This is a genomic window from Flavonifractor sp. AGMB03687 (assembly GCF_017811815.1).
Taxonomy (GTDB): domain Bacteria; phylum Bacillota; class Clostridia; order Oscillospirales; family Oscillospiraceae; genus Flavonifractor.
Genome location: NZ_JADKZI010000004.1, coordinates 218,197 through 241,208 on the forward strand (window position 1 = coordinate 218,197; position 23,012 = coordinate 241,208).

Genomic DNA, 23,012 nt, shown 5'->3' on the forward strand with positions numbered 1-23,012 from the left:
CCCTCACCGCCTGACCACGGTCTGCATCACATCCAGGCCGCCGGAGCGCTTCAGGGCAAAGAGCACCACACCGGCAATGATAGAGCCGCCGATGGTGGAGACCAGGAAGGGACCCATGTAGGCGTACACCGCCGCGGTCTGACCCAGGATCAGGGTAGCGATGGGCCAGGCGGCCAGGCCGCCCAGGATACCGGTACCAAAGACCTCACCCACACAGGTGGCCCCCAGATTGCGAGTGCCCCAATAGGTCAGGCCGCACAGCAGGGCTCCAACCATACTGCCGGGGAAGGCCAGCAGGGTACCCAGGCCTAGCAGGTTGCGCAGCAGGCTGGCGGCAAAGGCGCAGGCCACGCCGTACCAGGGACCCAGGAAGACAGCGCACAGGATATTCACCATGTGCTGCACCGGGGAGCACCGGGAACCCAGGATGGGAAAGGAGAAGAGACTGCCCACCACCGCCACGGCGGTGAGCAGGCTGGCGATGGCCAGCTTTTTCACTGCGGTCTGCTGTTTCATGCCTCTTCCCTCCCCTGGCAGAAACCGCCGCCCGCCGGGACGGCGTAGTTGTGCCACAGGGGGCCGCTGCCCTGGCCCAGATCCAGCTTGGCCTCCATGGCGGCGGTAATATAGCCCTTGGCCTTGACCACCGCGCCGGGCAGATCCTCACCCAGGGCCAGGAAGGAGGCGATGGCGGAGGACAGGGTGCAGCCGGAGCCGTGGTTGTTAGGGTTGTCCACCCGGGGGGCATGGAACCAGTGAGCCTGACCATTCTGCCACAGCAGGTCGTCGGCGTTGTCGGTCCGGTGTCCGCCCTTTACCAGCACGGCACCCTGCATGGTCTTGCCGATGGTCTCGGCGGCCCGCAGCATGTCGTCCTCGGTCTCAATGGCAAAGCCGCACAACCGCTGGGCCTCCGGAATGTTGGGGGTGATGATGGCGGCCAGGGGGAAGAGTTCCTCCATCAGGGCGGTGAGGGCACTGTCCTGCATGAGGGCGGAGCCGCTGGTGGACACCATCACCGGGTCCACCACGATATTCTCAGCTCCGTACTGCCGCAGCTTGGCGCCGATGACCTTGATGATAGGGGCGGAGGACACCATGCCGATCTTGACGGCCTGGGGCCGGATATCCTCAAAGATGCAGTCCAGCTGCTCCCCTACAAACTCCGGGGTGGCCTCCAGCACGTCCCGGACGCCGGTGGTGTTCTGGGCGGTGAGCGCGGTGATGGCGCTCATGCCGTACACGCCCAGACAGGTCATGGTCTTCAGGTCCGCCTGGATCCCGGCGCCGCCGCTAGAGTCACTGCCGGCGATGGTCAATACACATTTCATGTTCTGTTCCTTCTTTCTCTTGGTGGGTAGGCACGCAAAAAGCGGCAGGTCCCAACGGGACCTGCCGCTTCTCTGTACGTCAAAGATACTCCTCCGTCCGGAGGAGACTCCGCACGGAAATGGTGCTGCGTCCCTACGTTGGCATTACCCAAATCAGGTAAGGTCGAGGGACTGGCCCCTCCTCTCAGCCCCCTCGCGGGAGCTCCCTTGCACGCTTCATTTTATTCCCATTCGACGGGATTGTCAATCCTTAATGATTGAGCACCCGCACCCGGAACACACCGTCCAGGCCGCGGATCTCGTCGGCCACCGCCTCGCTGATGCGGCTGCCCACGTCCACCACGGTGTAGGCGTAGTCCTTCTTGGACTTGTTGGTCATGTTCTCCACGTTGACCCCGTCCTTGGACAGCAGACCAGTGATATTGGCGATGGCGCCGGGGACGTTCCGGTGGATGATGCACAGACGGGCCACACCGCTCCACTCCTGCACCAGGGTGGGCAGGTTGACGGAGTTCTTGATGTTGCCGTTCTCCAGGTAGTCCTTCAGCTCCTGGGCGGCCATGACGGCGCAGTTCTCCTCGCTCTCGGGAGTGGAGGCGCCCAGATGGGGGATGGCAATGACATTCTTGCCCTGAAGGATCTTGTTGTTGGGGAAGTCGGTGACATAGGCGGCCACCTTGCCGGTATCCAGAGCCGCCAGCATATCGTCGTCGTTGACCAGGCCGCCGCGAGCTAGGTTGAGGATGCGCACGCCGCCCTTCATCATGTGGATGGCATCCTCGTTGATCATGCCCCGGGTCTCGGGGGTCTGGGGCACATGGAGGGTGATGTAATCGCAGTTTTTATAAATGGTCTCCAGATCCATGGCCCGGTGGACCATGCGGGACAGGGACAGAGCGGCATCCACGGACAGGAAGGGATCGTAGCCATACACGGTCATGCCCAGCTTGGTGGCGATATTGGCCACCTGCACACCGATGGCGCCCAGGCCGATGACGCCCAAGGTCTTACCGGCGATCTCGGGACCCACAAACTGGCTCTTACCCTTCTCTACCACCTTCTCCACGTCGGCACCGGCGCCCGCCTGGGCCTTGACCCACTCAGCACCAGCAGTTATCTTACGGGAGGCCAGCAGCAGGGCGCACAGGGCCAGCTCCTTCACCGCATTGGCGTTGGCGCCGGGGGTGTTGAAGACCACGATGCCTGCCTCGGAGCAGCGGTCGATGGGGATGTTATTGGTACCGGCACCCGCCCGGGCAATGGCCCGCAGGGAGTCGGGGAACTGATACTCGTGCATGTCGGCGGAGCGGACCAGGATACCGTCCTCGTTCTCCACATCCTCGCTGACGGAGAAACGGGTCTGATCCAGCACGGACAGGCCGGCGGGGGAAATTTTATTCAATGTTTTAATACGAAACATGTCAATATTGCCTCCTGTCAGTTGTTCTTGTCAAAGGCCTTGATGAAGTCGCACAGCTTCTCCACACCCTCGGTGGGCATGGCGTTGTAGATGGAAGCGCGCATACCGCCCACGGAGCGGTGGCCCTTCAGGTTGGTGAAGCCGGCCTCCACGCTCTCCTTCACAAACTTGGCGTCCAGCTCGTCGTTGCCGGTACGGAACACCACGTTCATGTCGGAACGGGAGCCGGGCTCCACGGCGCAGGTAAACAGCTTGGAGTTGTCAATGACACCATACAGCATCTGGGCCTTGGCGTGCTTGATGGCCTCCATGCCGGGGATGCCGCCCTTGGACTCCAGCCAGTCCAGCACCAGGCCCAGCATGTAGATGCACCAGCAGGGCGGGGTGTTGTACATGGAATCCTTGTCGATCATGGTCTTGTAGTTCATCATGAGGGGGGTGTAGGGCAGCTCGTTGCCGGCCAGCTCCTCCTTGATGATGACCACGGTCAGACCGGCGGGCGCCATGTTCTTCTGGGCGCCGGCAAAAATGATGCCGTACTTGCTCACGTCCACCGGACGGGACAGGATGTCCGAGGACATATCGCACACGATGGGCACCCCGTTGGTCTCGGGGACATACTGCCACTCGGTGCCGTAAATGGTATTGTTGGCGCAGTAATAGAAGTAGCTGGCCTCAGGATCCAGCTTCAGCTGGTCCTGGGTGGGGATGTAGGTGTGGTTCTTATCGGCAGAGGAGGCGGCCAGATTGATCTCGCCGTACTTCTTGGCCTCCTTATATGCAATGTTGGAGAAGTTGCCGGTGACGGCATAGTCGGCCTTGCCGGTCTTGCCGATCAGGTTCAGGGGCGCCATGGAGAACTGGGTGGAGGCGCCGCCCTGCAGGAACAGGATCTTATATCCCTCAGGCACGTTCATCAGCTTGCGGAACTTGGCCTGGGTATCGTCAAAAATCTTCTGGAATACCTTAGATCGGTGACTCATCTCCATGACTGACATACCGGAACCCTGATAGTTGGTGATTTCAGATCCGGCGCGCTCCAGTACTTCCAGCGGCAGCATGGACGGGCCCGCGGAGAAATTGTACACTCGCTCGTTACCCATGATAGATGGCCTCCTTGATTCCAATTTTAAAATAAACCCTCAGGATAAAGCACTTTACGCGCACTGTAGCGCTTAAATGCTTTATCTTAATAAAGCACATTATAGCCATGAACCACCCAAAATGTCAATAGCGTGTAATGACCAAAACCGACTGGTCGGTCAGAAAAAGTTTGTGAATGTTTCAAGGAACCCTTTGCACTTCAGCCTGTTTTGTGGTACAATGCCCATAAACTGAGAGTTTAGTTTTCCCACGGAAGGGGAGAAGGCAATGCTGCTTTCCGACATCAAGAAGATTCTGAACGCCACAGTACTGTGGGGGGAGGAGCACCTGGACCGTGAGGTCATGTCCGCCTGCGGCAGCGACTTCATGAGTGACGTGCTGGCCTTTGTCAAAAATCAGGCCCTGCTGCTCACCGGATTGGTCAATCCCCAGGTGGTGCGCACGGCAGACATGGTGGAGATGAAATGCATCGTCTTTGTCCGGGGCAAAGTACCCGGACAAGATATCCTGAACCTGGCTGAGGAGCGGGATATCGTGGTCATGACCTGCCCCAAGCGTATGTATGAGGCCTGTGGTCTGCTTTATTACAATGGATTGCGAGGGAATTGCGATGGAAACGATTAGACTTGTGTACCCTGTGGAGGGCGGCGACCTCATTGAAGCCGGTGAAGCCTCCAGCAAAATGAAGCTGACCCTGAAAAAGTTGGGTCTGCCCCAGGACGTGATCCGCAGAGCCTCCATCTGTATGTATGAAGGCGAGATCAACATGGTCATCCACGCCGACGGCGGTCAGGCCGAGGTGGAGGTTGAGGCCGATCAGATCGTCATCCGCATGATCGACACCGGCCCCGGCATCCCCGATGTGGAGCAGGCCATGCAGGAGGGCTACTCCACCGCCGGTTCCACCGCCCGTGAACTGGGCTTCGGCGCCGGTATGGGTCTGCCCAACATGAAGCGCTACTCCGACGAAATGACCATCGACACCGAGGTGGGCAAGGGCACTACCGTTACGGTCAAGATCAAGGTTCCCCAATGAGCCCTGTCTCTGGCGAAGGGAGGTAGGAAAGTCCCATGGCTATGAGGCATTCCGTGGTACTGGACAGCCGGCGCTGCCGGGGCTGTACCTCCTGCATCAAGTGCTGTCCCACTGAGGCCATCCGCGTCCGGGGCCGCAAGGCCACCATTCTGCCCGACCGATGCATCGACTGCGGCGAATGTATCCGCATCTGCCCCCACAAGGCCATCAAGTCGGTGGGCGACGGGCTGGACGTGCTGACCCGGTATGAGTACTGCGTTGCCCTGCCGGAACCGGCCCTCTACGGCCAGTTCCACAATCTGGACAACATCGACATCATCCTCAACGCGCTTTTGGAGATCGGCTTCCATAAGGTTTTTGAGGTGGCCAAGGCCGCCGAAATGCTCTCTGACTTTGAGCGGCAGTGTATCTGCTCGGGCCCCCCTGAGGTCACCCCGCAGATCTCGTCCTCCTGTCCCACCGTGCTCCGGCTTATCCGCATGCGTTTTCCCAAGCTGATGGGCCACGTGGCATGCACCATCCTGCCCATGGAACTGGCGGCCATTCTGGCCCGCCGGGAGGCGATGGAGGAAACCGGCCTGCCTCCGGAGAAGATCGGCGTCTTTGCCATTGTCCCCTGCTCCTCCAAGGTGACGGCTGCCCGGGAGTCCGAGGGACTGAACCACACCGTGCTGGACGGTGCCTTTGCCATCCGGGACATCTATCTGCGGCTGCTCAGTCCCATGAAGCACCTGGAAAATGTGGAGCCCATGTCCTCCGCCGGTATTATCGGTATGGGGTGGGCCTCCTGCGGTGGCGAGAGCGCTGCCCGTCTGGGCAACCGCTGCGTCTCGGTGGACGGCATCAACAACGTCATCCGCATGCTGGAGGAGATCGAAGACGGCCGCCTTCCGGAGGCGGATTTCCTGGAGCTCTCCGCCTGCACCCAGGGGTGCGTGGGCGGCTGCTTCACCGTGGAAAATCCATACGCCGCCAAGATGCGGCTGAAGAGCCTGATGAAGGGGCAGCCGGTTTCCCGCAACCGCTTCCAGCTTCAGGGCGAGGCCCGGGATGTGGTACGCCGGGATAAGGAACTACAGTACTTACCCACCTTTGTGCTGGACCAGGACTTGGGGGCCGCGCTGAACAAGCAGCTGCGCATTCAGGAGCTGGAATCCCATCTGCCCGGGCTCCACTGCGGCTCCTGCGGCGCCCCCTCCTGTCACGCCTTTGCGGAGGATGTGATACTGGGCCGGGCTTCGGTGGACGACTGCATCTTCAAAGTGCGGGAGCGTATGCGCTCCATGGCCGGCAAGGAAGAGGCCGACGACTATCTGCCGCCCCCCTTCCGCCGCTGTCAGAGCGATCCCGTCAAAAAGTAAGCCTGTTGGGCGCGTTGCAGAACTCAAAGTCTGTGACGCGCCCTTTGTTTCAATCTGCTGAGGAGGAGACAACAATGACGGTACAAGAATTGATTTCAGCCATGGATCTGACGGTCTTTCACCTGGCCCAGCCGGAACGGCCCATCTCCGGCTGCTACGTAGGCGACCTGCTGAGCTGGGTCATGGGCCGGGCCGGGCAGGACTGCGCCTGGCTCACCATCATGTCCAATCAGAATGTGGCCGCCGTAGCCCTGATGGCGGACGTATCCTGCGTGATCCTCACCGAGGGCGTCCAGCCGGACGCCGACCTGCTCCGCCGCGCTCAGGACAAGGAGGTCAATCTGCTGGGGATTGGTTCAGATACCTTCTCCGCCGCCTGCCAGCTGGGAAAGGTGCTGGCCTGAGTTTATCAAACAATTTTTGAGGAAAGGGGGTTGTCTCCTTGCAGTTTTACTATGATCTTCACCTTCACTCCTGTTTATCGCCCTGTGGCAGCGACGAGATGACCCCCGCCAATCTGGCCGCCATGTGCGCCCTGGCCGGGCTCCAGATCGTGGCCCTCACCGACCACAACACCTGCGGCAACTGCGCCGCCTTCTGCCGAGCGGCTCAGGCCAACGGCCTGATTGCCTTGTCCGGCATGGAGCTGTGTACCCAGGAGGAGATCCATGTGGTCTGTCTCTTTGCCGATCCGGAAAACGCCGAGGACTTTTCCCGGGAAATTGCCCGCCACCTTCCCCCTATCCCAAACAACCCGGAACGCTTCGGCCGGCAGCTGCGGATGGACGACGGCGACGGGATTCTGGGCGAGGAGACCGCCTTCCTGGCGGGCTCCACGGACATTCCTCTGGCCCAGGTGCCCCAGCTGGTCACCCGCTGGGGTGGGGCGGCCTTCCCCGCCCACATCGACCGCCCCTCCTTCTCCCTGCTGGGGGTACTGGGCCTGTGGGACCCCGACCTGGGCTTTACCGCCGCCGAGCTGTCCCACCGCTGTCCGCCGGAGTTCGCCCATCGGCCCGATCTGGCCGGACTGAAGCTGCTGACCTGCTCAGACGCCCACTATCTGGACCAGGTCTGGGGCGCAGAGCGCACCCTGGATCTGCCGGAATGTACCCCTCAGGAGGTCATCCGGCACCTGGCCTGCCACCCCTCCATGGGATAACTTTCTTTACAAACAAAGTTAGATGTGCTATACTTTCCACAAAGTAACTACCCTCCCTGTTGGTTCCATCCGTCTTTTCCCATTCCGCGAAAAAGCACTGATGTGTCAACAGGGTCTTTTTTACACCCGCCCACTTTGTGCAATACTTCAATTTAAACTATATAGTTTTATATTTTTAACAATGGAAAGTCTTTACAAATCTTCTTTTTTGACTATAATAGTGCCTTAAGAAAGTGAAACTAAACTAATCGTTCCAGAAAGGAAGGACGCATCCATGCCAAACTGCAAGACTGTGGTTCCCTACCGTGGGACCCCTGAGCAGGAAGAACGCCTGCGGAAGGTCATCGCCGAGCACAAAGGACAGCCAGGCGCTACCATGCCTGTTCTCCAAGCCGCCCAAGAGATTTTTGGTTATCTGCCGGAAGAAGTGCAGATCATTGTGGCGGAAGGTCTGGAGATCCCTCTGTCCGAGGTGTACGGGGTGGCCTCTTTTTATGCCCAGTTCACCCTGAACCCCAAGGGTAAGTACCAGATCTCGGTCTGTCTGGGCACCGCCTGCTACGTCAAGGGCGCCGCCGCCATTCTGAACGCGGTGGAGCAGAAGCTGGGCATCGTCCCCGGCTCCATCACCGCCGACGGCAAGTTCTCGCTGGACTCCTGCCGCTGCGTGGGCGCCTGCGGCCTGGCCCCGGTCATGATGATCAACAACGACGTCTACGGCCGCCTTACCCCCGACCAGGTGGGTCCCATTCTGGATATGTATAAATAATTTCCGGCAGCCCGTTAAGAGGTGAAGGAATGTGAAAGAGATCGCGCTCTATGTTTTAGACATCGTTCAGAACTCCATCACCGCCAACGCCTCGGTGCTGGAGATCGCCCTGTCGGAGACGGCAGAAACCATCGTCTTTACCATCGCGGACAACGGGAAGGGAATGAGCCCTGAACTGCTGGCCCGGGTCAGCGATCCCTTCACCACCACCCGCACCACCCGGAAGATGGGTCTGGGTATCCCGCTGCTGCGCATGGCAGTGGAGCAGACCGGCGGCAGCCTGACCATTGAGAGCACCGAAGGGGTGGGCACCACCGTCACCGCCCGCTTCTGTGCCGGCCACATCGACTGTCCCCCGGTGGGCGACATGGCCGGTACCATCACCCTCCTGCTGCAGGGGGCCCCTCAGCTGGAGCTGCACTATACCTGCACCGTGGACGGGGCCTCTTTCCAACTGACCACAGAAGAAATCCGGGCCCAGCTGGGACCCGAGATCTCCCTGGCAGAACCGGAGATCATTCTCTGGCTCCGGGAGTATTTACAGGAACAAGAAACGCTGTTACGAGAACATAAGGGGATGAAAGCATGAAAACTCTTGCAGAACTGCAGGCCATCCGGGACCGGATGCGCAGCCAGATCGATCTCCGGGATGCCGGGGACGACCGCATCCGTGTGGTGGTAGGCATGGCCACTTGCGGCATCGCCGCCGGCGCCCGCCCGGTCCTCAACGCCCTGCTGGAAGAAGTCAACAAGCGTGATCTGAAGAACGTCACGGTGTCCCAGACCGGTTGCATCGGCGTGTGCCGTCTGGAGCCCATTGTAGAGGTCTATGTGCCCGGTCAGGAGAAGGTCACCTATGTGAAGATGACCCCCGACAAGGTTGCCTCCATCGTCAGTGAGCATCTGGTCAACGGCCGGGTGGTGGAAGAGTACACCATCGGCGCGGCGGAATAAAGGGAGGGAAACAAGATGAGTTTTATCCGTTCCCACATTCTGGTCTGCACCGGCACCGGCTGTTCCTCCTCCAACAGCCAGAAGGTCATTGAGGAGTTTGAGAAGCAGCTGGTGGCTCAGGGCATGGACAAGGAGGCCAAGGTGGTACGTACCGGCTGCTTCGGCCTGTGCGCGCTGGGTCCCATTGTCACCATCTATCCCGAGGGTGCCTGCTACACCCACGTCACCGTGGACGACGTGGAGGAGATCGTCTCCGAGCACATCGTCAAGGGCCGCATCGTCAAGCGCCTGCTCAACAAGAACACCGGCGAGGAGGGCGCGGTCACCTCTCTCACCGACACCCCGTTCTACAAGCACCAGCAGCGCATCGCCCTGCGCAACTGCGGCGTCATCAACCCCGAGAGCATCGACGAATACATCGGCGTGGACGGCTACGCCGCCCTTGGCAAGATCCTCACCGAGCAGATCCCGCCCCAGAAGGTCATCGACACCGTGCTGGCCTCCGGCCTCCGGGGCCGCGGCGGTGCCGGCTTCCCCACCGGCCTGAAGTGGCAGTTCACCCATGACGCGGTGAGCCCCGACGGCGTTAAGTTCGTCTGCTGTAACGCCGACGAGGGCGACCCCGGCGCCTTCATGGACCGCTCTGTGCTGGAGGGCGATCCCCACACCATCATCGAGGCCATGACCATCGCCGGTTACGCTGTGGGCGCTCACCAGGGCTACATCTACGTCCGTGCCGAGTACCCCATCGCCGTCAAGCGACTGGAGACCGCCATCAGCCAGGCCAAGGAGTATGGTCTGCTGGGCAAGAACATCTTTGAGTCCGGCTTCGATTTTGATCTGGAGCTGCGGCTGGGCGCCGGTGCCTTCGTCTGCGGCGAGGAGACTGCCCTCATGCGCTCCATCGAGGGACACCGGGGCGAGCCCAAGACCCGTCCCCCCTTCCCCGCTGTGAAGGGTCTGTTTGACCGGCCCACCCTGCTGAACAACGTGGAGACCTACGCCAACATCACCTGGATCTTCAACCACGGCGCGGAGGCATTCGCCGCCATCGGCACCGAGAAGAGCAAGGGCACCAAGGTCTTTGCTCTGGGCGGCAAGATCACCAACACCGGCCTGGTGGAGGTCCCCATGGGCACCACCCTGCGCACGGTGGTGGAAGACATCGGCGGCGGCGTGCCCGGCGGCAAGAAGTTCAAGGCCGCCCAGACCGGCGGCCCCTCCGGCGGCTGTATTCCCGCCTCCCTCATCGACACCCCCATCGACTATGAGTCCCTGGCTTCCATCGGCTCCATGATGGGTTCCGGCGGCCTCATCATCATGGACGAGGACAACTGCATGGTAGACATCGCCAAGTTCTACCTGGAGTTCATTGTGGACGAGTCCTGCGGCAAGTGCGCCCCCTGCCGGATCGGCACCAAGCGTCTGCTGGGCCTGCTGACCAAGATCACCGAGGGCAACGGCGATCCAGAGGATCTGGACACCATCGAGGAGCTGTGCAACCACATCAAGCAGTCCGCCCTGTGCGGCCTGGGCCAGACCGCCCCCAACCCGGTGCTCTCCACCCTGAAGCACTTCCGTGAGGAGTACGAGGCCCACATCTATGAGAAGCGCTGTCCCGCCGGCGTGTGTAAGGCCCTGATCCAGTACGTGGTGGATCCCGCCAAGTGTAAGGGCTGTACCCGCTGCGCCCAGGGCTGTCCCACCGGCGCCATTTCCGGCGCGGTGCGGGCCCCCCATATCATCAACCAGTCCAAGTGCATCAAGTGCGGCGCCTGTATGGATCACTGCCGCTTTGGCGCCATCAGCAAGCAGTAAGGGAGGGAACGGACATGGACGAAAAGATGGTATCTCTGCGCATCAACGATATTCCCGTCACCGTTCCCGCCGGGACCACGGTGCTGGAAGCCGCCCGTTCCGCGGGCTTCAACATCCCCTCGCTTTGCTTCCTGAAGGACGTGAACGAGATCGGCGCCTGCCGCATCTGCGTGGTGGAGGTCAAGGGCGCCAAGAGCCTGGTAGCCTCCTGCGTCTACCCCGTGGCCGAGGGCATGGAGGTGTACACCAATACGGAGCGGGTCCGCAAGTCCCGCCAGCTCACCCTGGAGCTCATCCTGTCCAACCACCGGATGGACTGCCTCACCTGCCCCCGCAACAGCCAGTGCGAGCTGCGCCAGCTGGCCAGTGACCTGGGCATTGACGCGGTGCGCTACGCCAGCGACAACATGTATCCCCAGATCGAGGACTCCGCCCCCCACCTGGTGCGGGACAACTCCAAGTGCGTCCTGTGCCGCCGCTGCACCGCCGTGTGCCGGGCCACCCAAGAGGTGGGCGTCATCGGCCCCAATGACCGCGGCTTTGCCACCCACATCGGCTGCGCCTTCGACCGGGACCTAAACGAAGTGGACTGCGTCTCCTGCGGCCAGTGTATCGTGGCCTGCCCCACCGGCGCTCTGTCTGAGAAGGATGACACCGCTCAGGTGCTGGCCGCCCTGGCCGATCCCACCAAGCACGTGGTGGTGGGTCCGGCTCCCTCTATCCGTGTCACCCTGGGCGAGTGCTTCGGCCTGCCCATCGGCACCAACGTGGAGGGCAAGATGGTCACCGCCCTGCGCCGCCTGGGCTTTGATAAGGTATTTGACGTGGACACCGCTGCCGACTTCACCATCATGGAGGAGGGCACCGAGTTTCTCCACCGGCTGCAGAGCAACGGAACTCTGCCCCTCATCACCTCCTGCTCCCCTGGCTGGATCCGCTACATGGAGCAGCACGCCCCCGAGATGATCCGCAACGTGTCCACCTGCCGCTCCCCCCAGCAGATGTTCGGCGCTCTGGTCAAGACCTACTACGCCGAGCAGATGGGAATCGATCCTCACGACATCTTCGTGGTGTCCATCATGCCCTGTACCGCCAAGAAGTACGAAGTGCGCCGGGAGGAGCAGCGGCTGCCCAACGGCTGCATGCCCGTGGACGTCTCCCTCACCACCCGTGAGCTTGGCCGCATGATCACCCAGGCCGGCATGCTCTTCGATCACCTGCCTGACGGCCAGTTTGATGAGATGCTGGGCATCTCCACCGGCGCTGCCGCCATCTTCGGCGCCTCCGGCGGCGTGATGGAAGCCGCCCTCCGTACGGTGGTGGAGCAGCTGACCGGCGACGGCATGGCTCCCCTGGAGTACCACGAAGTCCGTGGTATGCAGGGCGTCAAGGAGGCCAGCTACGAGCTGCCCGGCCGTACCGTCCGTATGTGCGTGGCCTCCGGCCTCCACAACGTCAAGCTGGTGCTGGACGGCATCAAGGACGGCTCCCTCCAGTATGACTTTGTGGAGTTCATGGCCTGCCCCGGCGGCTGCATCAACGGCGGCGGCCAGCCTATTCAGCACGCCGACGTGCGCAACTTCACCGACATCAAGGCCCTCCGTGCCGCCGCCCTGTACAAGCAGGACGAGAACATGGAGTACCGCCGCAGCCATAAGAACCCCCTGGTCCAGATCGTCTATCACAGCTATCTGGGCGAGCCGGGCAGCCCCCTGGCCCACTCCCTGCTCCACTGCTCTTACATTAAGCAGAAGCGCTATCGGGTGTGAGCAGATTCCTAAACACAAAAACCGCCCGCCGCAGAACATACTGCGGCGGGCGGTTTCTTATATCATCTATGTTTTACTCAATAGAAGCACCCAGCTCATAGGCCTGCTTCAGGGCGGGATGCCCCTCGACCTCCCCCACGGAGGTCACACCTCCGGCAAAGACCGTTCCGGCCAGCCGCGCCTTCTCAAAGCAGACGATCCAGCCCTCTAGTCCGGTGACTGCCCCGTCCACGGTGCTCTCTTCTTCCTCCGCGGCCGCAGCCAGCATGTAGATGTCCCGGAAGCTGTAATCGGCGGAATAGAGGGGGTTGGCCCGGTCCAGCAGAGTCTTCATCTGGCCGCACATGCCATAGTAATAGATGGGCGTGGCAAAGACAATCACGTCAGCGGTCAGCATCTTCTGCACAATGGTGTCCGCGTCATCACGGATCACGCAGCGCTGGGTGTTTATGCAGGCCAGGCATCCCTTACAAAATCCGATGGTCTTGTCATACAGGGTGATCTTCTCCACCTGATTTCCAGCCTCTTGGGCACCCCGGATGCAGGCATCCGCCAGCTGCTCGGAGTTTCCACCCTTTCGGGGGCTGGTTGAGATCACCAATACCTTCTTGCTCATTATGCTTCCTCCCTACCGATTTTCCGCATCACACGGGCGGGAACGCCGCCCACCACCGTGTTTTCCGGAACGTCTTTGGTCACCACCGCACCGGCGGCCACAATAGCGCCGTCCCCGATGGTCACACCGGGGAGAACGGTGGCATTAGCGCCGATCCACACCCGTTTTCCAATATGGATGGGCGCAGGGATCATGGTGGCCCGATCCTCCGGATCCATGGCATGGTTCAGTGTGGCCAGTACCACATTATGTCCGATCAGGGCCCCATCGTCAATGAAGATGCCGCCTTGGTCTTGAAATTTGCACCCCATATTGAGAAACACGTTCTTACCAATGGTGATGTTTTTTCCACAGTCGGTGTAAAAGGGCGTGAAGAAAGCAAAGCTCTCATCCACCGGCTTGCCAATCAGCTTGGAAAACAAGGCCCGCAGCTCCGCCGGTTCGTGGTAGCCGCTGTTGATCTCGGCGGTGATCTTCAGGGCTTCCTGGCTGACGGTGTGCATAAACTGGTGGACCTCGCCGCCGCCCTCCACCGGTTTTCCGCTGTTGAGATAGTTTAAATAGTCCTTCAGTTCCATTTTTCGCTCCTGTTGACAGTGATTTGTACTCCAATTGTAACACTGCACATTTACAATAACAAATACTTATAAAGAATATATCACTATGCTCAGGAGCTATAATAAACGAGTTTTGGCAAAAAGCCCTCGTCTTTCCGGACGCCCACTTTGTTTTGATTTTGCCTTGACAATCAACCCTAAAATCACTATAATATCCAATAGCGCTCCCTGTGGATATATGATCTGCAGAGCGCTGGTCCAATTTTATATCCGGGTGTGGCGAAGCTTGGTATCGCGCTTGGTTCGGGTCCAAGAGGCCGTGGGTTCAAATCCCGCCACTCGGACCAAAAATCCGCAATCCATTGTGTGGCAATGGATTGCGGATTTTTATCGTCTTTATTTATTTTTATCAACGGAGGAATATGCACCACAGCCGGATAATAAATGCTCCATATTCCATAGATACATATCCCATTTCGCCCAGTCGTTTACGGGATCACAAACCGATAACCCAGGCCGCGCACGGTCTGGATATACTGCGGCTTGGATGGGTTTTCCTCGATCTTTGCACGGATGCGGTTGATGTAGACCATGATGGCATTCTCATCAATGATAGCAGAACCCCACACCAAATCGTAAATCATATCCTTGGAAAAGATATGATTGACGTTGTCCATAAAGAGCTTGATAATGGCGTTTTCCTTAGAGGAGAGGATGATCTCCTCCCCATTTTTATAGAAACGCAGTGTGCTGGTATTGTACTGAAAGGGGCCGGCTGTAATGACCTGATCCGCTCCGGGCAGATTGCCCCGGCTGCGGCGGATCAGCGCCTTCACCTTGGCCGCCAGGGTAACAGGGTTCAGAGGCTTGGTGATATAATCATCCGCGCCGATATCCAGGCCATAGAGGGTATCATAATCCTCTTTCCGTCCGCTGACAATGATAATGGGGACCTTGCTGCCGTTTCGCCGGATCTGCTGGATCACCTGGAAGCCGTCCATTCCGGACAGGTTGATATCCAGCAGGATGAGATCGTATTTTTTCTTGGTCAGCATTTCAAGGCACTGTTCGCCGGAGTCTGCGGTATCCGCCTGAATGCCGTTGCTGCTGATCACCTTATACAGCATGGTAAGCACGGCTTTGTCATCATCAACGATGAGCACAAGATCAGCCACTGTGCATCCCCCTTTACACGGCTTGTTTCTTCCAGTATGATATCCAGTATATAAGACAGATACGCAATTTGGCAAGGGGGGAATTTGATTGAAGCGCGCAGTCAAGCAGGATCGCAAATTTTTGCTCGTTGTACTGCTGACCCTTGTTCTCATATTTGCCGGTATTTTTATGGTATTTCGTGTTTTCCGGCAGTACGAAGCGATCATCATTGAAAATGAGGACCGGCAGCTTTTAGGCCTGGCCCGCTCGGTGGACCGCAGCATCACCAGCTACCTTCAGCAGTTTTCACGGGATCTGGAACACACGCTGCGGCGGGATGGCCTGACCGAGGCGGAAGTGGAATTCCGGGAAAAGGGAGAGGACTCCAGGCTCATCCAGCAGATGGAGGAGAGCATCCTGGCGGATCATCCCCTGACCTACGACATGCTCTGTATGGACGGCGGGACCATCCTCTATTCCTCCAGAGGAAAGACCGACTACACCTTCCCTCCCGACGCAGGTCTGGACGGCTCGGTCTCCATCAGGCCCTGCGTGGACGGCTCCGGGAACATCTATCTCTCCTTTGTGAAAACCATCCAAGATGACCTGCAATATGCGGTGCTGGTGGAGCTGACGGCTTTCTATCAGGCTGTGGCGGGAAACCTCATTGCCGGGACCCAGGACCGCATCCTACTTCTGGATGCCGGCGGGCGGGCCCTGCTCTACCAGACCGAGGAGGGGATTCAGGCGGTTCTGGTGGAGGATAGCCAAGGAGAAACTGTCAACCCAGACGAGCTGGATGCGCTGCTCAGCTGCCAGAGCAGCGAGGATCAGGTGTCTCTCTTTTATAAGGCCAAAGCCACGGAAGGAACCAAAGGATATACGGCCCGCATGGTGGCCATTCCCGCCTCTGGAAACAACGGCGTTTTCTCGGTTGGGGCCTCTTTAAACTATGAGACTATCAAGCATCCCATCCACATGTCCACCATCCGGCTGACTGCCTACAGCAGCATGATCGTGGTGGGTATCCTGCTGCTGGCAGGCACCCTCCTGCTGATGGCCCGGCGCAGCGCCAGAGCCCAGCAGGAAGTACTTCTCCTCAGGGAACGCAACCTCGCTCTGGAAGAGGTCACCAAGAAGTCTCAGGCTCTGGCTCACCATCAGCGGCTGGAGATCATCGGGGCCCTGACCTCCAGCATCGCCCATGAATTCAACAACCTGCTGACACCCATCATGGGCTATTCCATTCTGGTTCTGGAGAAGCTTCCGCCGGACGCGGAGGAGACCTACGACAATGTGCTGGAGATCTATGAGGCATCCAGAAAGGCAAAGACCATCATCTCCCGCCTCTCGGACCTCTCCCGCAAAAATACCCCTCTCACCTTCCAGTACGTCTCCCCGGACGATCTGGTACTGCGTGTTCTGGAGATCGCCGCGCCGGCCAAGCCGCCCAAAGTACGGGTGGACAGCAAGCTCCAGTGCCGACATCTCTGGGTACACGGCAATGAGATCCAGCTGTCACAGATGCTGCTCAATCTGGTCCTGAATGCTTATCAGGCTATGGAGGCCAACGGCGGCACCCTGACCGTCACCACCCAGCAGGAGGAGGATGCCATCTGCTTCCACGTGGCCGACACCGGCCCGGGCATCGCTCCTGAGCTGCTGGAGAGCATTTTTGAACCCTTCTTTACTACCAAGGAGCGCGGAAAAGGGACCGGCCTGGGCCTAGCCATCGTACAGCAGGTAGTGAAGGAACATCAGGGCACCGTGTCTGTTCACAGCGAAGTGGGGCATGGTACCACGTTCATCGTTCGTCTGCCCCTCCCCACCGAGGAGGATGGAACCGACGACAACTGCATATCCTAACCAAGGATGGATGCTTTCCAGGGGAAAGCACCCATCCTTCTTTCTTAATAAATATTAAGGGAGGAGTAATTTCGTATTAAGGAGAGATTGTTATAATTTTGACAAAGCAATTTTCCCCGTGAAATGGAGCACGCAGATGATTATAACGATTGCACGGAAGTACGGCAGCGGCGGACGGGAGATCGGCCGGCGGCTGGCGAAGCATCTGGACATCCCATACTACAATGTGGACGCCCTGCCCCACACCAGAGAGAACTGGCAGGAGGAGATCCTCCGGCTGGCCCAGCAGGGGCCCTGCGTCATGGTGGGCTTCTGTGCCGATCATGTGCTGGCCGGACAGGAAGGGCTCATGCGCATTTTCATCCACTGCGACATGGAGCACCGCCTCCAGCGGATCATGGAAGAAAATCACCTCTCCCGGGACCAGGCCCAGCGGGAGGCACTCTATCAGGACCGGGAGCGGGCCCGGCTGTACGGCTTCTATACCGGGGAAAAATGGGCCAACCTGGACCGGTATGACCTGACGGTAAACAGCGGCCTTCTGGGCACAACCGGAACGGTGGAGCTGCTGGGGCAATTTGTTGCCCTCAATGTGATGCGCAAGCGCAGGGGGCCATAAAAGAACAGCAAAAGGGCGGCCTTGCCGCCCTTTCCATCTGCCATGGAGGTAACTTATGCTGGAGAAATTCATTGAAGCCACATTACCCACCATCATTGCTATTCTGGAGCTGATGGGAATCTTTGTGGTGGCCGTCTCAGCAGCACGCGCCTTTGTGCATTACCTGAAGGGCCTCTTCACAAAATCGGAGACAGACGTCAAGTTTGCCCTGGCCAACGGTCTGGCCATCAGTCTGGAATTCAAAATGGCCGCGGAGATTTTGAAAACAGTCCTGGTCCACGAGCTCAATGAGCTGATGGTGCTGGGCGCGGTCATCCTTTTGCGGGCGCTGTTATCATTTCTCATTCATTTTGAAATGAAGCAGATACATCACACCGAATCATAATTCAGGAGGTATCACCAATGAAGAAACTGCTTGCACTGATCCTGTCAGGTACGCTGACCATGGGCCTATTGTCCGCCTGCGGCAGCACCGCAGTGGTCGCCGTCCCTCAGCCCGAGGAATCCACTCCCGCCGCCACCGAGCCGGTACTGGAAAATCCCCAGGGCTCCTCGGATACCGCGGTCAAGACCGGTCTCTATATGGGCACCAGCCTGTCCGACAGCAAGAGTGCTGCCGACGGCGAGGACGGATATAGCCAGGCCAACATTGATCTGGTAGCGGTCACCGTTACCGACGAAGGGGTCATCGACTCCTGCGTGATCGACTCCATCCAGGCAAAGGCCACCTTTGACGCCGCCGGAAAGGTCACCGCCGACCTGACCGCCCCGATAGCCTCCAAAAATGAGCTGGGCAGCAACTACGGTATGGGCAAGGTCAGCTCCATCGGCAAGGAGTGGAACGAGCAGGCCCAGGCTCTGGCCGACTACGTAAAGGGCAAGACTGTGGAGGAGATCAAGGGCATCGCCGTCACCGAGCAGGGCAAGGCCGCCGACGCCGACCTGGCCGCCTCCGTCACCGTCTCCATCGCCGGCTATCTGGACGCCATTGAGCAGGCCGCTTCCAACGCCACACACCTGGGTGCCAAGCAGGGGGACCGTCTGGTCCTGACCACCTCCACCAACGTGGCCGACAGCAAGGACGCCACCCAGGAGGAGGCCGGCCAGATCCAGACCTCCGCTACCGTGGCCGCCGTCACCATGAACGGCGACGTCATCACCAGCTGCTACATCGACGCTGTCCAGGCCAAGGTGAACTTTGACACCGCCGGCGTCATCACCACCGACCTGACCGCCGCGCAGCCCACCAAGAACGAGCTGGGCGACAACTACGGCATGGGCAAGATCAGCCCCATCGGCAAGGAGTGGAACGAGCAGGTAGCCGCCTTCTGTGCATATATCACCGGCAAGACCCTGGATCAGGTGGCCGGCATCGCTGTGACCGAAAAAGGCGCTGCTGCCGACGCCGATCTGGCCGCCTCTGTCACCATCGCCATCGGAGAGCTCCAGTCCCTCATCGCAAAGGCTGCCTCCTGAGTTTTTCCCTGCGGTACGCTGAAACTCAGCGTCCGTCCTCCCCATCCATGGTTGGGAGCGGCCGTCTATGGCGGCTCCCAACCATTTGAATGCCTGTTATTTGGAAAGTAGAGGTTCTATGAAGCGAACGGCCACTTTGATCCTTCTGCTGGCCCTGCTCTGCGGGTGCACAGCAGCCCCCTCCCAATCGGGCGATACGTCCTTGCAGCGCTATGAGGCCACCTTCCTCACGCTGTTTGACACGGTCACCACCATTGTGGGGTACGCCGAGACGGAGGACGCCTTTACCGGCACCGCCCAGGCCATCCACGACGAGCTGCTGGAGTATCACCAGCTCTATGACATCTATAACGAGTACGATGGCATCAACAACATCAAGACCATCAACGACCACGCCTGGGAACACCCGGTGGAGGTGGATCAGAGGATCATTGACCTGCTGCTGTTCAGCAAGGACCTGTACGCCAAAAACCAAGGCAAGGTCAACATCGCCATGGGCAGTGTACTCAGCCTGTGGCATGACGCCCGGGAAGACGGCATTGCCGATCCCGAGCAGGCGGCGCTGCCCGATAGCAACGCCCTGGAGCAGGCGGCGGCCCACATGAACATTGACAGCATCCAGATCGACCAGGAAAAGGGCACGGTCTTTCTGTCCGATCCTCAGGTCAAACTAGATGTAGGCGCCATCGCCAAAGGCTACGCGGTGGCACAGGTGTGCCGCAGCGCCCCCTCCGGGCTGCTCATCAGCGTAGGCGGAAATGTCTGTCCCACCGGCCCGAAGCCGGAAAACGGCCAGCCGTGGGTGGTGGGAATTCAGGACCCGGACAATGCAGAGCAATATCTCCATACCATCTATGTCAAAGATCTCTCCGTGGTCACCAGCGGAGATTATCAGCGGTATTATACCGTGGACGGCGTCCCATACCACCACATCATTGATCCGGACACCCGGTACCCGGCCAACTACTGGCGCTCGGTCACCATTCTGTGTCCGGACTCCGGCGTGGCGGACGCCCTTTCCACCGCTCTCTTTACCCTCCGCCAGGAGGAGGGACAGGCCCTGCTGGACGCGTTCCAGGCAGAGGCCATGTGGGTATGCCGGGACGGGACCGTCCTGTACAGCCCCGGGTTTCAGGCGTATATCCGAGTATAATCAGAGTGCTCATATGATCGAGGTGTAAAGAATGAGAAAACTGTTTTGGGGCGGTGTCCACCCAGAGGGACACAAGGCTCTCTCCCGGGGCGCAGCCCCCGTTCCCGCACCCCTGCCGGCGCAGGTAGTCCTGCCCATGGTCCAGCACATCGGCGCGGCCTGCACCCCTGTTGTCCAGGTGGGCGACGAGGTCAAGCTGGGGCAGAAGATCGGCGACGGTGAAGGAATCTGCGCCCCCATCCATGCATCTGTCTCCGGTAAAGTGGTGGCCGTGGAGCCCCGCCCCCATCCCGGCGGCAGCGAAGTGCTGTCGGTGGTCATTGAAAATGACTACACGGACACGCCGGACGATACCTTAAAGCCCCACCTGACCCACCAGGAGCTCTCCGGCGAGGAGATCCTCCGCATCATCCGGGACGCGGGCATCGTGGGCATGGGCGGCGCCGCCTTCCCCACAGACGTGAAGGCCTTCTCCGCCCTTGGTCAGGTGGACTATGTCATCATCAACGCCTGCGAGTGCGAGCCGTACATCACCGCCGACGATACCCTCATCTGCACCTATCCCGAGCAGGTGATCCGCGGAACGGAAACCCTGATCCATACCCTTACGCCCAAGCACACGGTGATCGCCATCGAGGACAATAAGCAGGAGGCCATCCGCATTCTGCGGGACGCCCTGCCCAAGGACAGCTCCATCCAGCTGCAGGTGCTTCCCACCCGCTATCCCCAGGGCGCGGAGAAGCAGCTGATCCAGGCGGTGACCGACCGCCAGGTTCCCCCGGGAAAGCTGCCCGCCGCCGTGGGCTGCGCCGTGTTTAACGCCGCCACCGCCGCCGCGGTCTATCAGGCGGTATACGAAGGAAAGCCGGTCACCCGCCGTATCGTGACGGTCACCGGCGATGGCGCAAAGGCCCCCAAGAACATGATCTTCCGCATCGGCACCACCTTCCAGCACGCCATTGACGCTGCCGGCGGCATGGCTGACCAGACCCGCAAGGTGCTGTCCGGCGGCCCCATGATGGGTCAGGCCCAAAAGGACCTGTCTGTGCCGGTGCTGAAGGGTACCAACGCCATCCTGTGTCTGAAGGACACGGGCCCCCAGGCCAAAACTCCTACCTGTATCCGCTGTGCCAAGTGCGTCTCCGTCTGCCCCATGCACCTGCAGCCCCTGTACCTGTATCGCTTTGAGCAGGCCGGAAACTGGAAGGAACTGAACAAGCTGCATCTGACGGACTGCATCGAGTGCGGGAGCTGCAGCTACGCCTGCCCGGCGCAGCTCCCCCTGGTGGAGCGCTTCCGCGCAGGCAAACAGCAGCTGAAGGAGGCAAAGAAAGCATGAATCTGCTTGTGACATCCTCTCCGCACATTCACAGCGGTGCACGCACCAGCCGTCTGATGGGCGCGGTGCTGGTGGCGCTGCTCCCCGCACTCATTGCGGGTGTGTGGTTCTTCGGGCTGAGAGCCCTGGTACTTACCGCGGTCACCGTGCTGTCCTGTCTGCTGTCCGAGTGGCTCTACCGCATGGTCACCCGGCAGAGCAACACCCTGCCGGATCTCTCCGCAGCGGTGACCGGCGTCCTGCTTGCCCTGACCCTGCCTGCCTCCGCCCCCTACTGGCTGGCCGCTGTGGGCGGTGTCTTTGCCATCGTGGTGGTCAAGGGCCTCATCGGCGGCCTGGGACAGAACATCTTCAACCCGGCCCTGGCTGCCCGTGCCTTCCTGGTCCTGCTCTGGCCCAGCTGGATGGTGCGCTACGCGGCTCCGGGCACATCCCTGGACCCCCTGGCGCTCTCGGTGGATATCGTGTCCTCCGCCACCCCCCTGCACCACATGCAGATGCCCGCCCTCCCCACCGAGTCCCTGCTGGATGTGTTCCTGGGCAATATGGGCGGCTGCATCGGCGAGGTGTCCGCTCTGGCCCTGCTCCTGGGCGGCGGATATCTGATGCTCCGTAAGGTGATCTCCTGGCGCATCCCCGTAGCCTATCTGGGCTCTGTGGCGGTGCTTACCCTGATCTTCTCCAAGGGCCAGGACCCCGTCCTGTGGATGCTCTACAGCCTGATGGGCGGCGGCGTGCTGCTGGGCGCCTTCTTCATGGCCACCGACTACGCCACCTCTCCTGTGACCCCCAAGGGTCAGCTGATCTACGGACTGGGATGCGGTGTGCTCACCGTATGCTTCCGCTATTACGGCCTCTTCCCGGAAGGGGTCACCTATGCCATTCTGTTGATGAACGCCTGTGCTTGGACCCTGGACCGGATCACACCGCCCAAGCGCTTTGGCATTGTGAAAGGAGGTGGCGTGCAGTGAAAGTCAAACAGCTGATCCAGCCTGTAGCTGCCCTTCTTGTGGCCGCACTGGTTTTGTTCCTGGGCGCCACTGTGCTGTCCCCCATTGCCCGGGAAAACGAGGCGAAGGAACTGCAATCCATCCTCACCACCCTTCTGCCCGGTGCGGAGTCCTTCGTTCAGGAGGAATACACCGGTGAGGACGAGGCCATCTCCGCAGTCTACAAGGCGGAGAACGGCTATGTGATCGAGACGGTCACCGCCGGATATGCCGGTGACATCACCATGCTGGTGGGCGTCAACACCGACGGCACCATTTCCGGCCTGGTGGTGCGGGACATGCAGGAGACCTATGGGCTGGGCATGAAGGCCCTCTCCGATGTATCCTTCCTGTCCCAGTTCCTCTGGAACGGCACCACCTTTACCGTGGGTGAAAACGTGGACGCCCTCACCGGCGCCACAGTCACCTCGAAGGCGGTCGCCAAGGCGGTCACCTCGGCCAGCGCCTTTGTGACCGGTGCGGACATCAGCTCCAGCGCTACCGAATGGGGAGGTTGA

25 protein-coding genes, 1 tRNA gene and 1 riboswitch are annotated in these 23,012 nt (G+C 60.0%); of the genes, 19 read left to right on the forward strand and 7 right to left on the reverse strand.

The annotated features are described in order from the left end of the window. Window positions 1-3: 3 nt before the first annotated feature. The 4 genes from thiW to serC all read right to left on the reverse strand — a co-directional run bounded on the left by thiW (window position 4) and on the right by serC (window position 3,854). Window positions 4-516, reverse strand: coding sequence for an energy coupling factor transporter S component ThiW (gene thiW / locus J9789_RS10200; RefSeq protein WP_209345031.1), 513 nt, complete (start codon window positions 514-516; stop codon window positions 4-6). Then, window positions 513-1,331: a bifunctional hydroxymethylpyrimidine kinase/phosphomethylpyrimidine kinase gene (thiD, locus tag J9789_RS10205; RefSeq protein ID WP_209345033.1), complete on the reverse strand. Its 819-nt coding sequence runs from the start codon at window positions 1,329-1,331 to the stop codon at window positions 513-515. Before thiD ends, thiW begins: the two co-directional genes overlap by 4 nt. Before the next feature lie 112 nt (window positions 1,332-1,443). Continuing rightward, window positions 1,444-1,550, reverse strand: a riboswitch (TPP riboswitch). 31 nt (window positions 1,551-1,581) lie between these two features. Continuing rightward, entirely contained in the window at window positions 1,582-2,751 is a 1,170-nt protein-coding gene (locus J9789_RS10210) for a phosphoglycerate dehydrogenase (protein WP_209345035.1), read from the reverse strand. Window positions 2,752-2,768: 17 nt separating this feature from the next. Then, window positions 2,769-3,854, reverse strand: a complete 1,086-nt coding sequence (gene serC, locus J9789_RS10215; RefSeq protein WP_209345037.1) for a 3-phosphoserine/phosphohydroxythreonine transaminase — start codon at window positions 3,852-3,854, stop codon at window positions 2,769-2,771. A gap of 268 nt (window positions 3,855-4,122) precedes the next feature. Between serC and J9789_RS10220 the strand changes: the two genes are divergently transcribed. The 10 genes from J9789_RS10220 to J9789_RS10265 all read left to right on the forward strand — a co-directional run bounded on the left by J9789_RS10220 (window position 4,123) and on the right by J9789_RS10265 (window position 12,724). After that, window positions 4,123-4,479, forward strand: coding sequence for a DRTGG domain-containing protein (locus J9789_RS10220; protein ID WP_209345039.1), 357 nt, complete (start codon window positions 4,123-4,125; stop codon window positions 4,477-4,479). Then, entirely contained in the window at window positions 4,466-4,891 is a 426-nt protein-coding gene (locus tag J9789_RS10225; protein WP_209345041.1) for an ATP-binding protein, read from the forward strand. Before J9789_RS10220 ends, J9789_RS10225 begins: the two co-directional genes overlap by 14 nt. 35 nt (window positions 4,892-4,926) lie before the next feature. Beyond that, window positions 4,927-6,252: a [Fe-Fe] hydrogenase large subunit C-terminal domain-containing protein gene (locus J9789_RS10230; protein WP_209345043.1), complete on the forward strand. Its 1,326-nt coding sequence runs from the start codon at window positions 4,927-4,929 to the stop codon at window positions 6,250-6,252. A 74-nt stretch (window positions 6,253-6,326) separates the two neighbouring features. After that, the gene (locus tag J9789_RS10235) at window positions 6,327-6,656 is read left to right on the forward strand and encodes a DRTGG domain-containing protein (protein ID WP_209345045.1); all 330 of its coding nucleotides are present in this window, start codon (window positions 6,327-6,329) and stop codon (window positions 6,654-6,656) included. 38 nt (window positions 6,657-6,694) lie between these two features. After that, a complete protein-coding gene (locus J9789_RS10240; RefSeq protein WP_209345047.1) occupies window positions 6,695-7,414 on the forward strand; it encodes a PHP domain-containing protein in 720 nt (239 codons plus the stop codon). Window positions 7,415-7,688: 274 nt separating this feature from the next. Next, entirely contained in the window at window positions 7,689-8,183 is a 495-nt protein-coding gene (gene nuoE / locus J9789_RS10245; protein ID WP_087187457.1) for an NADH-quinone oxidoreductase subunit NuoE, read from the forward strand. Between the two features lie 31 nt (window positions 8,184-8,214). Next, window positions 8,215-8,772: an ATP-binding protein gene (locus J9789_RS10250; RefSeq protein ID WP_209345049.1), complete on the forward strand. Its 558-nt coding sequence runs from the start codon at window positions 8,215-8,217 to the stop codon at window positions 8,770-8,772. Then, on the forward strand, window positions 8,769-9,137 hold the full coding sequence (locus J9789_RS10255) for a (2Fe-2S) ferredoxin domain-containing protein (protein WP_209345050.1): 369 nt from the start codon (window positions 8,769-8,771) through the stop codon (window positions 9,135-9,137). Before J9789_RS10250 ends, J9789_RS10255 begins: the two co-directional genes overlap by 4 nt. Window positions 9,138-9,152: 15 nt before the next feature. Next, entirely contained in the window at window positions 9,153-10,955 is a 1,803-nt protein-coding gene (locus tag J9789_RS10260) for an NADH-quinone oxidoreductase subunit NuoF (protein WP_209345052.1), read from the forward strand. Between the two features lie 14 nt (window positions 10,956-10,969). After that, window positions 10,970-12,724, forward strand: coding sequence for an NADH-dependent [FeFe] hydrogenase, group A6 (locus tag J9789_RS10265; protein ID WP_209345054.1), 1,755 nt, complete (start codon window positions 10,970-10,972; stop codon window positions 12,722-12,724). Between the two features lie 73 nt (window positions 12,725-12,797). Here J9789_RS10265 and J9789_RS10270 read toward each other — a convergent pair whose 3' ends face one another. Continuing rightward, on the reverse strand, window positions 12,798-13,340 hold the full coding sequence (locus tag J9789_RS10270) for a flavodoxin family protein (RefSeq protein WP_209345055.1): 543 nt from the start codon (window positions 13,338-13,340) through the stop codon (window positions 12,798-12,800). Further along, window positions 13,340-13,918: a sugar O-acetyltransferase gene (locus J9789_RS10275; RefSeq protein WP_209345057.1), complete on the reverse strand. Its 579-nt coding sequence runs from the start codon at window positions 13,916-13,918 to the stop codon at window positions 13,340-13,342. Before J9789_RS10275 ends, J9789_RS10270 begins: the two co-directional genes overlap by 1 nt. A gap of 249 nt (window positions 13,919-14,167) precedes the next feature. On the opposite strand from J9789_RS10275, the gene J9789_RS10280 reads away from it, so the two are divergent. Then, window positions 14,168-14,244 (forward strand) — tRNA-Pro (locus tag J9789_RS10280). 141 nt (window positions 14,245-14,385) lie between these two features. On the opposite strand, the gene J9789_RS10285 is transcribed toward J9789_RS10280, so the two are convergent. Next, complete coding sequence (locus J9789_RS10285; protein WP_209345059.1) at window positions 14,386-15,072, reverse strand: response regulator transcription factor; 687 nt, start codon at window positions 15,070-15,072, stop codon at window positions 14,386-14,388. 169 nt (window positions 15,073-15,241) lie between these two features. Here J9789_RS10285 and J9789_RS10290 point away from each other — a divergent pair, with 169 nt between their 5' ends. From J9789_RS10290 to J9789_RS10325, 8 genes are all read left to right on the forward strand, one after another. Further along, a complete protein-coding gene (locus J9789_RS10290) occupies window positions 15,242-16,918 on the forward strand; it encodes a HAMP domain-containing sensor histidine kinase (protein ID WP_209345061.1) in 1,677 nt (558 codons plus the stop codon). 136 nt (window positions 16,919-17,054) lie between these two features. After that, complete coding sequence (locus J9789_RS10295; protein WP_209345063.1) at window positions 17,055-17,537, forward strand: cytidylate kinase-like family protein; 483 nt, start codon at window positions 17,055-17,057, stop codon at window positions 17,535-17,537. A 55-nt stretch (window positions 17,538-17,592) separates the two neighbouring features. Beyond that, a complete protein-coding gene (locus J9789_RS10300; RefSeq protein WP_209345065.1) occupies window positions 17,593-17,922 on the forward strand; it encodes a DUF1622 domain-containing protein in 330 nt (109 codons plus the stop codon). A gap of 17 nt (window positions 17,923-17,939) precedes the next feature. After that, complete coding sequence (locus J9789_RS10305) at window positions 17,940-19,013, forward strand: hypothetical protein (RefSeq protein ID WP_209345067.1); 1,074 nt, start codon at window positions 17,940-17,942, stop codon at window positions 19,011-19,013. A 118-nt stretch (window positions 19,014-19,131) separates the two neighbouring features. After that, window positions 19,132-20,166 (forward strand): FAD:protein FMN transferase, encoded by a 1,035-nt coding sequence (locus tag J9789_RS10310; protein ID WP_209345068.1) that lies wholly within the window; start codon window positions 19,132-19,134, stop codon window positions 20,164-20,166. Between the two features lie 31 nt (window positions 20,167-20,197). Next, window positions 20,198-21,505 (forward strand): electron transport complex subunit RsxC, encoded by a 1,308-nt coding sequence (rsxC, locus tag J9789_RS10315; protein WP_209345070.1) that lies wholly within the window; start codon window positions 20,198-20,200, stop codon window positions 21,503-21,505. Further along, window positions 21,502-22,476, forward strand: coding sequence for an RnfABCDGE type electron transport complex subunit D (locus J9789_RS10320; RefSeq protein ID WP_209345072.1), 975 nt, complete (start codon window positions 21,502-21,504; stop codon window positions 22,474-22,476). Before rsxC ends, J9789_RS10320 begins: the two co-directional genes overlap by 4 nt. Continuing rightward, window positions 22,473-23,012 carry an FMN-binding protein gene (locus J9789_RS10325; RefSeq protein ID WP_209345074.1) on the forward strand — a complete coding sequence of 180 codons (540 nt, stop codon included), beginning with the start codon at window positions 22,473-22,475 and terminating at the stop codon, window positions 23,010-23,012. Before J9789_RS10320 ends, J9789_RS10325 begins: the two co-directional genes overlap by 4 nt.

Bases quoted from the DNA above. Each gene is read 5' to 3' on its own strand.
- J9789_RS10230 (WP_209345043.1), top strand. From the start codon at position 4,927: ATGGCTATGAGGCATTCCGTGGTACTGGACAGCCGGCGCTGCCGGGGC.
- J9789_RS10260 (WP_209345052.1), top strand. From the start codon at position 9,153: ATGAGTTTTATCCGTTCCCACATTCTGGTCTGCACCGGCACCGGCTGT.
- J9789_RS10220 (WP_209345039.1), top strand. From the start codon at position 4,123: ATGCTGCTTTCCGACATCAAGAAGATTCTGAACGCCACAGTACTGTGG.
- J9789_RS10275 (WP_209345057.1), bottom strand. From the start codon at position 13,918: ATGGAACTGAAGGACTATTTAAACTATCTCAACAGCGGAAAACCGGTG.
- J9789_RS10290 (WP_209345061.1), top strand. From the start codon at position 15,242: ATGGTATTTCGTGTTTTCCGGCAGTACGAAGCGATCATCATTGAAAAT.
- J9789_RS10255 (WP_209345050.1), top strand. From the start codon at position 8,769: ATGAAAACTCTTGCAGAACTGCAGGCCATCCGGGACCGGATGCGCAGC.
- J9789_RS10265 (WP_209345054.1), top strand. From the start codon at position 10,970: ATGGACGAAAAGATGGTATCTCTGCGCATCAACGATATTCCCGTCACC.
- J9789_RS10295 (WP_209345063.1), top strand. From the start codon at position 17,055: ATGATTATAACGATTGCACGGAAGTACGGCAGCGGCGGACGGGAGATC.
- rsxC (WP_209345070.1), top strand. From the start codon at position 20,198: ATGAGAAAACTGTTTTGGGGCGGTGTCCACCCAGAGGGACACAAGGCT.
- J9789_RS10270 (WP_209345055.1), bottom strand. From the start codon at position 13,340: ATGAGCAAGAAGGTATTGGTGATCTCAACCAGCCCCCGAAAGGGTGGA.
- J9789_RS10210 (WP_209345035.1), bottom strand. From the start codon at position 2,751: ATGTTTCGTATTAAAACATTGAATAAAATTTCCCCCGCCGGCCTGTCC.
- J9789_RS10305 (WP_209345067.1), top strand. From the start codon at position 17,940: ATGAAGAAACTGCTTGCACTGATCCTGTCAGGTACGCTGACCATGGGC.
- J9789_RS10310 (WP_209345068.1), top strand. From the start codon at position 19,132: ATGAAGCGAACGGCCACTTTGATCCTTCTGCTGGCCCTGCTCTGCGGG.
- thiD (WP_209345033.1), bottom strand. From the start codon at position 1,331: ATGAAATGTGTATTGACCATCGCCGGCAGTGACTCTAGCGGCGGCGCC.
- serC (WP_209345037.1), bottom strand. From the start codon at position 3,854: ATGGGTAACGAGCGAGTGTACAATTTCTCCGCGGGCCCGTCCATGCTG.
- thiW (WP_209345031.1), bottom strand. From the start codon at position 516: ATGAAACAGCAGACCGCAGTGAAAAAGCTGGCCATCGCCAGCCTGCTC.
- J9789_RS10225 (WP_209345041.1), top strand. From the start codon at position 4,466: ATGGAAACGATTAGACTTGTGTACCCTGTGGAGGGCGGCGACCTCATT.
- J9789_RS10235 (WP_209345045.1), top strand. From the start codon at position 6,327: ATGACGGTACAAGAATTGATTTCAGCCATGGATCTGACGGTCTTTCAC.
- J9789_RS10320 (WP_209345072.1), top strand. From the start codon at position 21,502: ATGAATCTGCTTGTGACATCCTCTCCGCACATTCACAGCGGTGCACGC.
- J9789_RS10300 (WP_209345065.1), top strand. From the start codon at position 17,593: ATGCTGGAGAAATTCATTGAAGCCACATTACCCACCATCATTGCTATT.
- nuoE (WP_087187457.1), top strand. From the start codon at position 7,689: ATGCCAAACTGCAAGACTGTGGTTCCCTACCGTGGGACCCCTGAGCAG.